This window comes from Sphingomonas sp. (genome assembly GCF_965248875.1).
In the GTDB taxonomy this organism is placed as follows: Bacteria; Pseudomonadota; Alphaproteobacteria; order Sphingomonadales; family Sphingomonadaceae; genus Sphingomonas.
In genome coordinates this window covers 433,338-448,608 of record NZ_CBDFKR010000003.1, presented here as the reverse complement: position 1 = coordinate 448,608, position 15,271 = coordinate 433,338, and the positions used below count along the sequence as shown (strand labels likewise).

The 15,271-nt window shown below is 70.0% G+C and carries 12 protein-coding genes and 1 pseudogene; 2 read left to right on the top strand and 11 right to left on the bottom strand.

The window, feature by feature from the left end:
• From ACP2AD_RS02560 to ACP2AD_RS02520, 9 genes and pseudogenes are all read right to left on the bottom strand, one after another.
• Window positions 1-167 (bottom strand): annotated as a pseudogene (locus tag ACP2AD_RS02560) (type II secretion system minor pseudopilin GspK); the annotation flags it as partial.
• Window positions 154-870, bottom strand: coding sequence for a type II secretion system minor pseudopilin GspJ (gene gspJ / locus ACP2AD_RS02555; protein ID WP_425228504.1), 717 nt, complete (start codon window positions 868-870; stop codon window positions 154-156). The gene gspJ and the pseudogene ACP2AD_RS02560, both read right to left, overlap by 14 nt.
• A gap of 94 nt (window positions 871-964) precedes the next feature.
• Complete coding sequence (gene gspI, locus ACP2AD_RS02550) at window positions 965-1,384, bottom strand: type II secretion system minor pseudopilin GspI (protein ID WP_425228503.1); 420 nt, start codon at window positions 1,382-1,384, stop codon at window positions 965-967.
• Window positions 1,374-1,721 (bottom strand): GspH/FimT family pseudopilin, encoded by a 348-nt coding sequence (locus ACP2AD_RS02545; protein ID WP_425228502.1) that lies wholly within the window; start codon window positions 1,719-1,721, stop codon window positions 1,374-1,376. Before ACP2AD_RS02545 ends, gspI begins: the two co-directional genes overlap by 11 nt.
• A 134-nt stretch (window positions 1,722-1,855) precedes the next feature.
• Entirely contained in the window at window positions 1,856-2,344 is a 489-nt protein-coding gene (gene gspG, locus ACP2AD_RS02540; protein WP_425228501.1) for a type II secretion system major pseudopilin GspG, read from the bottom strand.
• 7 nt (window positions 2,345-2,351) lie between these two features.
• Window positions 2,352-3,575, bottom strand: coding sequence for a type II secretion system inner membrane protein GspF (gspF, locus tag ACP2AD_RS02535; protein ID WP_425228500.1), 1,224 nt, complete (start codon window positions 3,573-3,575; stop codon window positions 2,352-2,354).
• A gap of 141 nt (window positions 3,576-3,716) precedes the next feature.
• On the bottom strand, window positions 3,717-5,210 hold the full coding sequence (gene gspE / locus ACP2AD_RS02530) for a type II secretion system ATPase GspE (protein ID WP_425228499.1): 1,494 nt from the start codon (window positions 5,208-5,210) through the stop codon (window positions 3,717-3,719).
• A gap of 44 nt (window positions 5,211-5,254) precedes the next feature.
• A complete protein-coding gene (gene gspD / locus ACP2AD_RS02525; RefSeq protein ID WP_425228498.1) occupies window positions 5,255-7,441 on the bottom strand; it encodes a type II secretion system secretin GspD in 2,187 nt (728 codons plus the stop codon).
• Window positions 7,438-8,307 carry a type II secretion system protein N gene (locus ACP2AD_RS02520; RefSeq protein WP_425228497.1) on the bottom strand — a complete coding sequence of 290 codons (870 nt, stop codon included), beginning with the start codon at window positions 8,305-8,307 and terminating at the stop codon, window positions 7,438-7,440. Before ACP2AD_RS02520 ends, gspD begins: the two co-directional genes overlap by 4 nt.
• 131 nt (window positions 8,308-8,438) lie before the next feature.
• On the opposite strand from ACP2AD_RS02520, the gene ACP2AD_RS02515 reads away from it, so the two are divergent.
• Window positions 8,439-9,101 (top strand): prolyl hydroxylase family protein, encoded by a 663-nt coding sequence (locus tag ACP2AD_RS02515; protein WP_425228496.1) that lies wholly within the window; start codon window positions 8,439-8,441, stop codon window positions 9,099-9,101.
• A 44-nt stretch (window positions 9,102-9,145) separates the two neighbouring features.
• Here the strand turns inward: ACP2AD_RS02515 and ACP2AD_RS02510 are convergent, their stop codons facing one another.
• Window positions 9,146-11,827 carry a TonB-dependent receptor gene (locus ACP2AD_RS02510; protein ID WP_425228495.1) on the bottom strand — a complete coding sequence of 894 codons (2,682 nt, stop codon included), beginning with the start codon at window positions 11,825-11,827 and terminating at the stop codon, window positions 9,146-9,148.
• Between the two features lie 139 nt (window positions 11,828-11,966).
• Window positions 11,967-13,211 carry an amidohydrolase family protein gene (locus tag ACP2AD_RS02505; protein WP_425228494.1) on the bottom strand — a complete coding sequence of 415 codons (1,245 nt, stop codon included), beginning with the start codon at window positions 13,209-13,211 and terminating at the stop codon, window positions 11,967-11,969.
• Window positions 13,212-13,379: 168 nt separating this feature from the next.
• On the opposite strand from ACP2AD_RS02505, the gene sppA reads away from it, so the two are divergent.
• On the top strand, window positions 13,380-15,263 hold the full coding sequence (gene sppA, locus ACP2AD_RS02500; RefSeq protein ID WP_425228493.1) for a signal peptide peptidase SppA: 1,884 nt from the start codon (window positions 13,380-13,382) through the stop codon (window positions 15,261-15,263).
• The last annotated feature ends 8 nt before the right edge of the window (window positions 15,264-15,271 follow it).

The following is a 15,271-nucleotide window of genomic DNA, read 5'->3' as shown; positions in this document are numbered from 1 at the left end:
AAGCTCTCCGCCTGCCCGATCGCGCCGGCATTGCCCGCCAGCCGCGTCGCCAGCCGCAGCCGCTCCAGCGACTGCGCAGCGATGACGGCGATCACCGCGACGAGCAGCAGCACCGTCAGCAGCGCCGCGCCGCGTTCGGTCGCAGGCGTGGGCTCAGCCGGTCGCACCGGTCACCTGCGGGGGCGGCGGCGACGCATAGCCAGCACCCGTCGATTGTGAGATCGGCGGCGCGTAGCCCGCGCCGACCAGGAAGAGCTGGCGATATTCGACCCCGGTGTCGCGCCGAACGCGCAGCTCGATAGCGTCGGGGAGCGGTACGCCGTCCGCACCGGTCCAGCGGTTGCTCCACGCGCCCTTGTAGCGGTAGCGCAGCCGGACCGCCGCGACCCCGTCGATCAGCGATGCGGCGGGAAGCGGCGCGGCGCCGTCAAGCCGCGGCCACGCAACGCGCTGAAAGCTGTGGCCCGCGAGCTGGTAGGCGACCTTCTGCGCGTCGGCGCGGGCGGCGGCGTCGAGATTGGTCCAGCCGCCGCGGACCAGCCGCAGCACCGGCTCCCCGCCCGCGCCGCTCTCGCCGGCAAACGCGGGCAGCAGCGCGCCGCCCTCGTCGCGCACCGGCCGGTCGCGCGCCTGCGCCAGGTCGGCGGCCATGATCGACAGCGTCCGCTGCAGCGCGGACAGGTCGTCGAGCTTCCTGCCGGTGATCCCCTGCGCCCGCACGCTGAACGACAGCAGCGCCACCCCCGCCGCGGCGATGATCCCGAACACGAGCAGCGCGACCATGACCTCGACGAGCGTGAAGCCCTCATCTCCCCCGCTTTGCTGGGAAGGTCGCGCGCGCAAAGCGCGTGACGGAGGGGGGCTTTCCACGAGCGATCCGTTCGCGGAGATGTCCCCTCCCCCCCTCGCTGCGCGAGCGGTCCACCTCCCCCGGGAGCGTGGGCGGTGACGGCGGTGGACGCGTTCACCGCCCTGCCTCTCGATCCGGCGGCCGCACCATCGTCGCGCGGCCGACCACCTGTCCGGTCGACGCCGCGACGGCGACCTCGATGCGGAGGATGCGCGCGTCGCCGGTCGGCACGACCTCGCGCGTCCAGCGCCACGGCTGGCCGCCATTCACCTCCACCCCGTCGCTGCGGCCGAGCGTCGGGGCGCGAGCGCCGGTCACCGCCTCGATCGCGACATTGCGCGCGACAGCGTTGCCCAACAGCGTCCGGTCAAGCACCGCCACTCCGCGCACGCTTGCCGATTCGAGCCGGATCAGCGCCAGTGCGGCAAGGCTGAACACCGCCAGCGCGACCAGCACCTCCAGCAGCGTGAAGCCGTGCTCGGCGGAACGCCGCCAAGACATAAAGCCCTGCGCGCCAGGGTGTTCACTGCGCATCGGCGCGCACGCTTCCGTCCGCGCCGATGCGGACCAGCATCGCCCGTCCCGCCCGCTGCAATCTGACGTCGGCGGCGCGATCGGGGAGACCGGTCGGATCGAAGATCACCCGCACCCGCCCGCGCCCGTCGACACTGCCCGGATCGGCGCGCGTGCCGTCGGACCAGCGCTCAACCCGGAGTGCGCTGTCGCTCGACGGCGCCCAGTGCCCCGCCTCCCGGCGGTCGAAGCCATAGCCGCCCGCCGTCACCCACAAGCTGACCGGCGCCGCGCCGATCACCGCCTGGTCGCGCGCCGCTCGCGCCCGCGCGGCGAAGCGCAGCGCCTCGTCCGCCACCCCGCCCGCCGCGCGGCGGCAGCGCCCACAGCACCGCCGCGCTCATCAGCGCGATGACGGTGATCGTCACCATCAATTCCGCGAGCGTAAAGCCGCGTTGTCCCCTCGGGGCCGCGGCGCGCCGCGCGATAGGGTCAAGAGTGGCCACTCGGGTCCCAATTACCGATATCGGCGTCCGCACCCTCGCCGCCTTCCTTGCCGTCGCGGCCATAGGTCCAGACGTCGGTCTCACCATGCTGTCCCGGCGAGGCGTAAAGATAGGGCCGGCCCCACGGGTCGTTCTCCAGCCGCCGGAGGTAGCCACCGGGCTGATAGCGGCTGGCGTCGACGCCTTGCGGCGCGGTGCGGAGCGACTGCAAACCCTGGGCAGTCGAGGGAAAGCTGCCGATCTGCAGCTGGTATAGCTGCAGCGCGCCCTCGATGGTCTGGATGTCGGCCCTCGCCTTGGTCACGCGCGCCTTCTCGCCCGAGGGCAGGACGTTGATGACGACGATGGTGGCAAGGATGCCGATGATGACGATGACGACCATCAACTCGACCAGCGTGAAGCCGTGTTCGGCCGGACGCCTGAGGGGCATGAACCCGTCGTCGCGGCGGCGCTTCTTCTTTTGTTCAGGACGCATACTCACCTCATTGTCCTGCCAGCGTGTTCAGCTGCAGGATCGGCAACAGGATCGATAGCACGATCGTCGCCACGACGCCGCCCATCACGACGATGATCGCGGGCTCCAGCAGCGACAGCGCGGTGGCGGTGAAGCGGTCGAACTCACGCTCCAGATAATCCGCCGCGCGCTCCAGCATCTCGTCCAGCCGCCCCGCCGCCTCGCCCGACGCCGCCAGATAGGTGAGCAGCGGCGGGAACACGCCGGTCCGCCGCATTGCCGCTGACAGGCTGCCACCCGACCGGATGCTGTCCGCAATCTCGTCTGACGCCGCGCGCAGCCGCCGGTTGTGGATCGTCGATGCGGTCAGCGTCAGCCCCTCCAGCAACGGCAGCCGGCTCGCGACCATCGTCGACAGCGTCCGGCTCATCCGCGCCGCATGCAGGTCGCGGAGCAGCCGGCCGAGCAGCGGCAGCCTGAGCAGCCGCGTGTCGAACCGCAGCCGGATTGCCGGGTTGCGCAGCGCCTGCCACACCCCGACGCCGATCAGCCCCGCAACCAGGAGCACCAGCCACCACCAGCTGACCAGAAATGCCGAAACGCCCATCACGGCGCGGGTCAGGAAGGGCAGCTGCTGCCCGACCGTATCGAACTGCTCCACCACCTGCGGCACGACGAAGATCATCAGCGCCGTGACCACCCCCAGCGCGACGATGGCCAAGATCGCGGGATAGGCGAGCGCGGTGACGAGCTTGCCCCTGATCTCCGCCTGCCGCTCCAGCAGCGCCGCGAGCCGGTCAAGGATCGTCGGCAGCGATCCCGAACTCTCGCCGGCCGACACCATCGCGCGGTAAAGAGACGGGAAACTCTTCGGCTCGCGCGCCATCGCGTCGGCGAGGCGGCGGCCCTCGACTACACCGGCATGGACGGTCTCGACCACCTGGCGCACGCCCTCCTGCTCGGTCTGGCGCGTGATCGTCCGCAGCGACTCCTCCAGCGGCGAGACGCGGTTGAGCGTCGCTAGCTGACGGGTGAACAGCGTCAGCTGCTTCGCGCGCATCCGCGGCCGTCCGAGCGTCAGCCCGAACAGCGCGGGCCGCGCCGACGCCGCCGGTGCGTTCCCCGGCTCCAGTCGCACGACATACAGCCGCTGCCGGTCGAGCCGCGCGCGCGCCGCGTCGAGCGACACGGCCGCGACATGCCCGCGCTTCTCCGCCCCACGCGTGTCGATCGCGAGATAGTCGAAGTCCACTAGCTCCTCCCCGCTCGCGGGGAGGTGGCGCGCGCGTAGCGCGTGACGGAGGGGGCTCTCCTCCTGCGTATTGCTCGTGGCAGGGCCCCCTCCACCACCGCGCTGCGCGCGGCGGTCCCCCTCCCCGTGCCGGGGAGGAGCTCAGGCATCGATCGGCTCGTCCACATCCACCGCATCCCGCCGGCTCACCCGCACCGCCTCCTCCGGCGTGGTCAGCCCCTGTTCCACCAGCGCCCGCGCCGCGTCCTGCAACCGGCCGCCCTTCGCGAACGCGTGGGCACCGATCGCCCCTTCGTCGCCGCCTTCGTTGATCAGGCGGCGGATCGTCTCGTCGACCCGGATCGCCTCGAACACGCCCAGCCGTCCCTTGTACCCCGACCCGTTGCATTGCGGGCAGCCGACCGGCTCCCATACCTGCGCGTCCGCCGCGATCCCGAGCAGCGCCGCCGGGGTGTCGCCCGCCCGCACCGGCCGCTTGCAGACCGGGCACAGCCGCCGCACCAGCCGCTGCGCCACTACCGCACGCAGCGTCGAGGCGAGCAGGAACGGCTCGACCCGCATGTCGCGCATTCGCGTGATCGCGCCCGCCGCGTCGTTGGTGTGGACGGTCGACAGCACCAGATGCCCGGTCAGCGACGCCTGCACCGCGATCTCGGCGGTCTCGCGGTCGCGGATCTCGCCGACCATTACCGTGTCCGGGTCCTGGCGCAGGATCGCGCGCAGCCCGGCGGCGAAGGTCAGTCCGACCTTCGGATTGACCTGCGTCTGCCCGATGCCGTCCATCGCATATTCGACCGGATCCTCGACCGTCAGGATATTGCGCGCGCCGTCGTTCAACAGGCGCAGCGCCGCGTAGAGCGTCGTGGTCTTGCCGCTGCCGGTCGGGCCGGTGACCAGCACGATGCCGTTTGGCTCGGTCAGCACGTCGCGGAGCAGCTTGTTCATCCCCGGCGTCATGCCGATCGCGTCCAGGTCGATCCCGGCATTGTCCTTGTCGAGGATGCGCAGCACCACGCGCTCGCCCGCGCGCGACGGCAGCGTCGAGACGCGCACGTCGAGCAGCTTGCCGCCCAGCGTCAGCCCCATCCGCCCGTCCTGCGGCACGCGCCGCTCGGCGATGTCTAGCCGCGCCATTACCTTGACCCGGCTGACCACCACGGGGGCGACGTGCGGCGGCATGCGCAGCGTTTCGCGCAGGACGCCGTCGATCCGCATGCGGATGACAAGGCCGGTGTCATAGGGCTCGATATGGATGTCGCTGACGCCATTGCGCGCCGCATCGGCGATGATGCCGTTGATCAGCCGGATCGCTGGCGCGTCATCGGCGGTGTCGAGCAGGTCTTCCGCCGTCGGCAGCCCCTCCGCGAGGCTATCGAGTTCGTCGCCCATGCCCACGGCCGCCATCGCTGTCGCCTGCCCGTCCATGGCGTAGGTGTCGGACAGCAACCGGTCGAACGCGGCCGGGCTGACGACCTCGATGTCGAACGGTCGCCCCAACGCGCGACGTACCTCGATCAGCGCCTTCGGGTCGGCCGCCTCGCGCAACGCCACGGTGAGATGACCGTCGGCGGCCGTGGGCGCGATGCAGACGCCGAACTTGCGCGCGAAAAGATAGGGTAGCGTGAGCGTTGGCAAGCCATACAGCCCCTCCCCTGACGGAGAGGGGAGAGCAGAGACACTCACCTTCTAGCTCCCGGGACCGCTGGCTGCACCGGCACCGCGACGCGCGGATCGTCGATGCTGCCCGCCGCGGGCGCGCTCGGCAGCGGCGGCGCAGCGCCGAAATAGTCCCGCACCAGCTGATCGATCGTCGGCTCCTCGCCCGGCCGCTGTTCGCCCTCCTGGACGCGCAGATAGCCGTAGCGCCGCTCCGCCAAAGCGCGTGTGTCCCCCTCGGTGCGCAGGATGGTCGGGCGGATGAAGATCATCAGGTTGGTCTTGGCCCGCGTCCGCGCCCGCGACCGGAACAGATTACCGACGATCGGAATGTCGCCCAGCACCGGGATGCGCTCCAGCGTGCGGCGCTCCTCGTCCGACAACAATCCGCCGATCACCCCGATCGCGCCGTCGTCCAGCGTCAACGTCGTCTCGACCTCGCGTTTGTTGAGGATCAGGTCTGAATTGTCGTTGCTGACCGGTCCCGCGATCGAGCTGACCTGAAGGTGCAGCGTCAGCTTCACCGTGCCCGACGAATTGACCTGCGGCCGGACGTCGAGGCCGATGCCGACATTCTCGCGCTGCGTGGTGCGAAAGGCGTTGTCGAAGTTCGACGACAGCGCCTGGCCGGTGGTGATCGGCACCTCCTGCCCGACCAGGCTGTGCGCCTCCTGATTGTCGAGCGTGACAATATGCGGCACCTGCAACAGGTTCGACGTCGTGTCGCTCTTCACCGCGTTGATGATCGCGCCGAAGATCGTGTTGCCGATCTGCCCGCCGAAGCCGCCGAACCCCCCCGACGAGCCGATGATCGAGTTGATCGCCGACTGCGCAAGGCTGTCGCTGACGGTGTTGTTGGTCTGGGTCACCGTCGTCGTGCCGTTGACGGTGGTCGTCGTGGTCGCCAGCTGCCGCGCGCCGATCGCGCCCGCGATCTGCAGGATGTTGGGCGCCGAGTTGGAGAAGGTCGACGCCGCGAACGCGCCACCGCTGGTGTTGCCGAGCAGGAACTGCGCGCCGAGCCGGTTGACCGTCGAGTCGGACACCTCCGCGACGATCGCCTCGACCAGCACCTGCGCGCGCCGCGTGTCGAGCTGGCGGATGACGTCAGCCAGCTGGCGCTGGATCTCGGCCGGCGCGGCGATGACGATTGCATTGGCGCCGGCGAAGCGGGTGACGACCGACGCGCTGCGCCCGCCCTGAGTCGTGATCGCCGCCTGCCCGGTGCCGCCGCTCCCGGTCGAGGGCACGGGCGTCGGGGTCGGCGCGGGCGTGGAAACCGGGCCGGTGCTGTTGCTTGTGCCTGTCCCGGAGCTGGTCGAGCCGAAATTGGCGCGCGCCAGCGACTGTGTCGTTGGCTGTTCGGGCGCCTGGCCGACCAGCTGCTGGAGGACCGGCAACAGCTGCTCGGCGTCGGCGTTCTCCAGGAACACGACCTTGATCTGGGTGCCGTTGCGCGCCTGCGTGTCGAGCTGTTCCGCCACCCCCCCCAGCCGCGCCACGGTGCCTGCGTCACCACGCAGCGCGACCGAGTTGGACCCCTCGACCGCAACGATCGACACGCCCGCACCCGGGGTCAGGCCGCCGCCGCCTGACTGGCCGGAGCCGCTCAGCGCCTGCAGCGCCGCCGCCACCTCGCGCGCGCTGGCGTTATGGAGCGCGATTACCCGCGTCGTCGCCGCATCGGTGTCGAGCCGCCGCAGCACCTCGCGCACCCGGCGGATATTGTCGGCGAAGTCGACCACCACCAGGCTGTTGCCAGCCCGGTTGGCGCTGACCGATCCCTGCTGGCTGACCAGCGGCCGCACCGTGTCCAGCGCCGACTGCGCGTCGACGGTGCGCAGGCGGATGATCTCGGTCACGAAGCTGTTGCGGTTCGCGCCGTTGACCCCGATCCGCCCCGGCTGCTGCGCGGCGTTATCGATCGGCTGGATGCGCAGAGCCCCGTTGGCGATCGGCACCGCGATCAGGTTGTTGGCGCGCAGCGTCGACAGGAACACCTCGAAATACTCGGATCGGCTTAGCGGGCGGTCGGTGACCACCGTCACCTTGCCGGTCACGCGGTTGTCGATCACCATGACCCGCCCCGTCACCCGCGCCGCGTCGGCGATGAAGGCGCGCATGTCCGCGTCGCGGACGTTTAGCGTCGTCTGCGCGGCGAGCGGCGCGGCGGCCGCGACGATCGCAAGGGGAACGAGCCAGCCCCTCACCGGGTCGGCGCCACGGTGAGGGCGAGCGACAGCGTCTGCGTCCCGCGCTCGACCTGGACCGGAATGTTGCCGCCGCCGCGGAAGTCCGCCGCGATCCGGTCGAGGTCGTCAGGCCCCTGCACCGGGCGGCCGCCGATCGACGTCACGACATCGCCCTCACGCAGCCCCGCTTGGCGGAATACCGTGCCCGATCCCTGCGCGCGTACCACCAGCCCGCTCAGCCGGCCGCCGTCGATCCGCGGAATGAAGCCGATCTCGTTGCGCAACTGCGCTACCGGCACGCCGGGCAACGGCGCTCCGGCCCCTGGCGGCATTCCCGCCGGCGCGCCTCCTGCCACCGGCACGACCACCGGCGTCGCCTGGCCCCCGGTCTGGCTTCCTGCCTGGCCGCCGCGCGACTGGTCGATGAACAGATCTTCGGCCGCGCCGCCGCGGTCGAGCGTGACATGGTCGAAGGCAACCGCCTTGAGCCTGACGCCCGGCGCGACCTCCTCGCCCACCGCAACCGAGCGCTGCACCCCGTCGGGACCGGCGACGATCGCCGAGCCGCCGCCCTGCGCCTCGTCCATGCGGGTGCCGAACAGGGTCAGCTGCAACGACGTCACCGTCGCCGGGCCGGTATCGCTGCCGCTCAGCCTGAAGAATGGATCGAACGAGGCGAGCGTATCGGCGGCCACCCCGGACACCGCCGGCGCCGCCGGACGCCAGTCGCCGAGCGGCCCGACCGGGGTCGCGATCGTCCAGATCAGCCGCGCCACCTGCAGCGCCAGACCGCCGAGCAGCAGCAGCTCGAGCCCCGAATAGATGGTGACGGCAGGCAGGCGCCCGAGCAGCCGGCGCGCGCGCCCGTCCAAGGTCAGTCGCATTTGCCATCCTTGCCCATAGCGCCAACGGGTTAGCAAGCCCTTGTTGCCGCGATCGGTCCGCAGCTTGCGGCGAATTGACCGGCACGCACCCCTCATGGTGAGGGCGTGAACGTGATGACCAAGGACGAGCGATGACCGATCCCCCGCCCCCGCCGCTAGGCTGCGGCCACCCATCGGAAGCGATTGTCGCACGCATTCTCGCCCAACCGCGGGTGCAGAAGCTGCCCAGTCCCAAGCTGACGCTGTTCGTCGCGCGCGGGTTCCTGCCGCCGGACCTGTGCACCCGGATCGTCGCGCTGATCGATGCGGTGCGCCGTCCCTCCACCATCGCCGACGGCAACGGCGATGCCAACTATCGGACCAGCGAGACCGGCGACCTCGCCGACGCTGACCCGGCGGTGCGGGAGGTCGAGCAAAGGATCGCCGTCTTTACCGGGCTGGATGCCGCGCATGGCGAGCCGCTCCAGGGCCAGCGCTACGCCGTCGGGCAGGAGTTCAAGGGTCACACCGACTATTTCGAACCGTCGGGCGCCGACTATGACCGGTACTGCTCCGTGGCGGGCAACCGCACCTGGACGGTGATGGTGTATCTGAACAAACCCGACGCGGGCGGCGCGACCCGGTTCAAGGCGGCGGACAAGATCATTCAACCCGAGACGGGGAAGCTGGTGTGCTGGAACAACCGGCGCCCCGACGGCACACTCAACCCCGCCACGCTCCATCAGGGGATGAAGGTGCGCAGCGGGGTGAAATACGTGATCACCAAGTGGTTTCGGGAAAAGCCCTGGGCGTGAGCGATGGGCTGCGCCGGCTGCGCGCCGGTACAGTCCGCTTGCTCCTAGAACTTGACGCTGACCTCCGCCCCATAGGTGCGCGGTGCGTTGAAGTTGCCATAGTCGCCCAGGATGTTGTTGACGCTGCCCGTCGTGACGCTGGTGGTCGGCGCGCCCGGCAGGCTGTTCGACGGATCGCGGCGGAACACGTGCTGCTCGTCGAGCAGGTTGCGCGCCCAGACGCTGAACGTCACCTGCTGCGATCCGCCGACCGAAATGCCGGCCAGCGACACGCGGCCGTTGACCAGGAACGATGCGTCGTTGTGCGTCGCGAACTGATCAAAGGCCTGGGTCGACTGGGCATAATTGGCATCCGCGTGGAAGCGGAGCGCCGCATCGCCGCCGCCGAACGGGATCGCATAGTCGATCGACCCTGACGCCGCGTTGCGCGGCGTGAAGACGATGTAGAATTGCTGCTGCACCGTCGTCGACAGCCCGCCGGCCGTATAGGTGATCGGCACCAGCGGCAGCTTGGTGTAGGTGTAGGCATAGGATGCGTTCAGGGTAAGGTTCTCGACCGGATTGATCGTCAGGTCCGCTTCCAGACCCCTGATCCGGGTGGTGCCCTGCGCGTTGATCGTGACCAGGTTGTTGAAGCTGCCGGTCGCGGTCACCTGGATCGAGCTGATGTCGACCTGACTGTTCTTGCGGTCCATCACATAGCCCGCCAGGTTGAAGCGAACGCGATGATCGAGCAGGTCGGTCTTCAGCCCGACCTCGTAGCTGTTGACGTCCTCCGGACCGAACGGCTGGTAATTGGACGTGCGCGAGCTGGCGCCGCCAGCGCGATAACCACGCGCATATTTGGCATAGCCGTGGATGGTGTTGCTGAAATCATATGCCACGGTCGCCGTCGGGCTGAACCGGTTGTAGGTCTGGTTCAGCGGCTGGTAACCGTTGGCCGTCGCCGCGGCGGTGTTCACGACGAACGGCAGCGAGGTGTTATAGATCGACCGAGCGAACGGCGTGTCCACATAGACGATGTTGCGGGAGATGACGAGCTGTCCCTGTTTGCGGTCATGCGTATAGCGGCCGCCCACCGTCAGATGCAGTGCGTCCGTCGTGTTCCAGGTCAGCTGGCCATAGGCCGCATAGCTACGCGAACGAACCTCGGAAGCGCGGTCGATCGAGCGGCAGCCATAGGTCGAGCCGACCCCGGCCGACCCGGTGCATGGGTCGACCACCACATAGCTGTAGCCGGTCGTCTGCCCCGCCGTGGTGTAGCCTGAAATAGCATTCGAGTTCGGAGTCGCCGCATCATCACGGACGTTCTCGATGAAATAATACAGGCCCGCGACGTAATCGACCGTATTAACTGTGCCAACGGCCTGCAACTCTTGGCTGAACTGGTTCTGGTGCAGGTCGGCGAGACTGTACCGGCTGAAATTGCACCCATTGCCCCCGACGTTGCCGACGCCGACACAGCCCGGCGCCACGACTGGAACGCGGTGCGCGCCGCCCGAATTGTCCCACTGGCTGGCGTTGACGCCTCGCCAAGAGGTGAAAGAGCGCAGCTCGATCTCGGGTGAGATGTGGTAGCGCAGGATGTTGGTGAACCCATGCGTCTTATCGACGCTCACCTGCTGCGGTACGCCGATGTCGGCGACCGTCTGGCGCGACGACCCGTTCACCACCACGCCCGGCAGCAGCGGCTTCACCGTACCCGTCAGCGTCGTGTAATTCGTGCCCGGCAGGTAGCAGGCGCCCTCGCGGTTGCTGGCCGATGAGGCCGGCGATGCGCCGGCGACACAGCCGTTCGGGTTATAATTCAGCAGCTGGCTGTAGAACGGCGTGTTGGCGTCATAGCCATTGTCGTAGGAAAAGACGTTGGTCAGCCCCTCCAGTGGCTGCCACCGTACCGCGACGCGGCCACCGCGACGGTTGTAGTAGTTCCAGCCGACCTGCCCCGCGAGCGGGTCCTTGGTCGTGGCGTTCTGGTGCTGGACGACCCCGTCGAACTTGAACGCGAAGCCATAGGCTTCCGGCAGGTCGAGATGGATGTCGGCATTGTAACCGCCATAGTTGGAGACGCCGCCGGTCGCGCGGCCACCCGCTTCGCCGGTCGGCGCGCGGGTAACGATATTGAGCGCGCCGCCCTCCGTATTGCGGCCGAACAGCGTGCCCTGCGGGCCCTTCAGCACCTCGATCCGCTCGACGTCGAACAGCGCGGCGTTAAGGCCGTGCTGACGGCCCAGGTAGATGCCGTCGACATAAATGCCGACGCCCTGCTCGCGCGCCGGTTGATTGGCGTCGAGCGGGACGATGCCGCGAATGCCGACGGTCAGCGCCGACTGGCGCGCCTCGAAGGTCGCGACGCGCAGCGACGGCACGCCGCCGTCGGCCAGATCGTACAGGCTCTGGACGTGGCGGTCACGCAGCGCGACGTCGTTGACGACCGAGATCGCAACCGGGGTGCGCTGCAGGTTGGTCTCGCGCCGGGTGGCGGTGACGACGACGTCCTGGATGCCCTGCTGCGGGGCCGGCGCGGCCACCTGCTGCGAGTCGGACTGCGCAGCATCGCTGGCGGCGTTCGGGGTCGGGACGCCGGCGTCGGCGGGCACGGTCGCGGCGGTCGCGCCGGGCGCGGTGGTGCCCGAGGTGCTTTGCGCGAAGGCAGGTGAGGCGAGTGCTGCGGCCAGTGCGGCGGCCGAGACAAAGGAGCCGCGCAGGCGGGCGGGCGTCAGCATGAAGATAGTCCCCGATCGTGTCAGGCCGACTCGGGAAGCTCCCCGCGGCCTTGCCCGGCGCGCTAGGCGCGGGGTGTGACACTCCCGTGCCGGTTCGGAGACTCCACGGTGACAATCGGGTTGCGGATTTGTGACGGCGCTATCGTACCCGCACCCCTCCCTTCATCACCAGCGTAACGCGCCGCAACGCGCCGATGTCGCGCGTCGGGTCGCCGGTCACCGCCACCAGGTCCGCGAGCATTCCCGCACGCACCCGCCCGACGCGGTCGTCCATGTGCAGCGCCCGCGCGTTGCCGCTGGTCGCGACCGTCAGCACCGCGAGCGGGGTCATGCCCCAGGCGACCATCCGCTCTTCCTCGCGCGCGTTGTCGCCATGCGCGAAAACGCCGGTGTCGCCGCCCGCGCACAGCCGCACCCCCGAGCGCAGCGCCGCCGCAAAGCTCGCGCGCTTGGCCGCGATCCGCGCCGGCTCGGGCGCCTGGCCGTTCCACCCGGCATAGCGGCTGATCGCGTCGGTCGCCGCCAGCGTCGGGCAGTAGAAGACGCCCCGCGCCTTCATCAGCGCGAAGACCGCCGGTGTGCCTTCGTCGCCATGCTCGATCGTGTCGACCCCGGCCTCCGCTGCGCGTCGCATTCCTTCGGCGGTGGCGGCGTGCGCCGCCGCGGTCCGGCCGGCGTCATGCGCCGCCTCGACCGCGCCGCGCATTTCCGCGATCGTGAAAGTCGGGGTCGCGCGGGCGTTCCCCTGCCAGTGATAGTCGGCGTAGAGTTTCACGACGTCGGCGCCCTCGCCCATCTGCCGCCGGGCGACGCGCGTCACCTCCTCGCCCGACGCCTCCTCCGCGCCCTGCGGCACCGGAAAGGCGTAGCCCTTCGGGCCATAGGCTCCGGTCGCGACGATCGCACGGTTGGCGCTGAGCAGCCGCGGGCCGGGCACGATCCCGCGCTCGATCGCGAGCTTCAGCCCCTGGTCGGCGTCCCCCGCCCCCTCCGTGCCGAGGTCGCGCACCGTGGTGAACCCCGCCATCAGCGTCGCGCGCGCCGCCGCCACCGCGCGCGCGGTACGCAGCGCCAGCGGCTCGTGCAGCACCTGCTCGTTCCAGCTCGTCTCGTTATACGGATGAAGGAACAGGTGGACGTGCGCGTCGATCAGTCCGGGCATCAGCGTCTGCCCCGGGAGGTCGATCGTCTCCGCTCCTGCGGGCGTAGCGATCGCCGGCCCGGCGGCGACGATCCGCTCGCCGGTGACGAGCACCTGCCAGCCAGGGTGCAGCGCCTCGCCGTCGAAGACCTGGGCGGGGCGCAGGAGAACCGAATGGTCCTGCGGCGCAGGCGAGGCGGCGGCGAACAGCGCGAAGAGTGGGGCGAGCAGGCGGAGACGCATGAGCACTCCCTAATTCGTTATGCCGCGCTTGTCCCGGCATCGATCTCGCCGCGAGGGACAGGCCCGAGGAGAGATCGATCCCGGCGCATGAACGGGTTGACGAACGAAAGCAGATTGCACGGGGTGAAATCGACCGGCTAAGCCCTCCGTACAAAGGAGACCGCCCCCGTGAAGCTCGTCAAGGCCGCCTGGAAGCTGCTCGTCGCGATCAAGGACGGGCTGGTGCTCGTCGCCATGCTGCTGTTCTTCGGCGCGCTGTTCGCGGCGCTGTCCGCCCGCCCCGGTGGCAAGGCGATCGGCGACGGCGCGCTGGTGCTCCGCCTCGACGGCGCGCTGGTCGAGCAGCCGAGCGAGCCCGCGGGCCTCGCCTCGCTGCAGGGCGGCGGCAACCCGCGCGAATACCGCCTGCGCGACGTGCTGCGCGCGATCGACGCGGCGCGAACCGACGGGCGGGTCAAGGCGATCGTCCTCGACCTCGACAGCTTTGGCGGCGGCTATCCGGCCGCGATCGCCGAGGTCGGTGCAGCGTTGAAACGCGCCCGCGACGGCGGCAAGCCGGTCCTCGCCTACGCCACCGCCTATACCGATGCGGGCTATCGCCTCGCCAGCAACGCGAGCGAGATCTGGGTCCATCCGCTCGGCGGCACGCTGTTCACCGGCCCCGGCGGGTCGCAGCTCTACTACAAGGGGCTGATCGACCGGCTGGGCGTCGACGTCCATGTCTATCGCGTCGGCCGCTACAAGAGCTTCGTCGAGCCCTATATCCGCGCCGATCAGTCGCCTGACGCGCGCGCCGCCGGCGAGGCGCTCTACGGGACGTTGTTCACGCAATGGCAGGAGGCCGTCCACGCCGCCCGCCCCCGCGCGCAGCTCGCGGGCTTCCTGACCGCGCCCGACACGACCGTGCAGGCCGCCAACGGCTCAATCGCTGACGCCGACCTCCATGCCGGGATCGTCGATCATCTCGGCGACCGCACCGCGTTCGGCCGCCGGGTCGCCCAGCTCGCCGGGTCCGATGACAGTAAGCCCGCGGGCAATTACCGGACGATCGCCTATCGCGACTGGATTGCTGCGCACCCGTTGCCGACCGGCGGCGACGCGATCGGCGTGCTGACGATCGCAGGCGACATCGTCGACGGCAAGGCAGGGCCGGGCAGCGCCGGCGGCGAGACGATCTCGCGCGCGCTGCTCGACGGACTGGCGCACAACCGGCTTAAGGCGCTGGTCGTCCGCGTCGATTCGCCCGGCGGCTCGGTTCTCGCTTCCGAACAGATCCGGCTCGCCATCCTGGAAGCCAAACGCAAAGGGCTGCCGGTCGTCGTGTCGATGGGCGGCCTCGCCGCCTCGGGCGGCTATTGGGTGTCGACGCCGGGCGACACGATTTTCGCGGAACCCAACACGATCACCGGCTCGATCGGCATCTTCGGCATCCTGCCGACGTTCGAGAACGCGCTCGCGAAGATCGGCATCACCGCCGACGGGGTGCGCACTACGCCGCTGTCGGGGCAGCCAGACCTCTACCGGGGCACGACGTCGCAGCTCGACGCGGTGCTGCAGGCGGGGATCGAGAACGGCTACCGCCAGTTCATTTCCCGCGTCGCCGCATCCCGTCACATGACGACGGCGCGCGTCGACGAGATCGGCCAGGGCCGCGTCTGGGACGGCGGCACCGCGCATCAGCTCGGGCTGGTCGACCGCTTCGGCACGCTGCAGGACGCGCTGGCGGAAGCTGCGCGCCGGGCGGGGGTTGCGGGCGACGGCTGGCACGCGGTGTATCTGGAAAAGAAGCCCGGCTGGTGGGCGCAGTTCGTCGCCGGGCTCAATCGCGATGACGAAGAGCAGGCGGGGGAGCAGACTGGCGGCGATGTCTTCGCCCATGCCGCGGCGGCGCAGCGCGGCCTGCTCGCCCGCGCTTTGGGCGACGTGCGGCGGCTCGCGACCGGCGGCTCGGTCCAGGCGCGATGCCTCGAATGCGGCGGACTGGGCGCGACTACCCCAGCACCCGCCGAGGCGCACCTGCGCGACCTGCTGCTGGCGCGGCTCGGCCTGTGATCGGACAC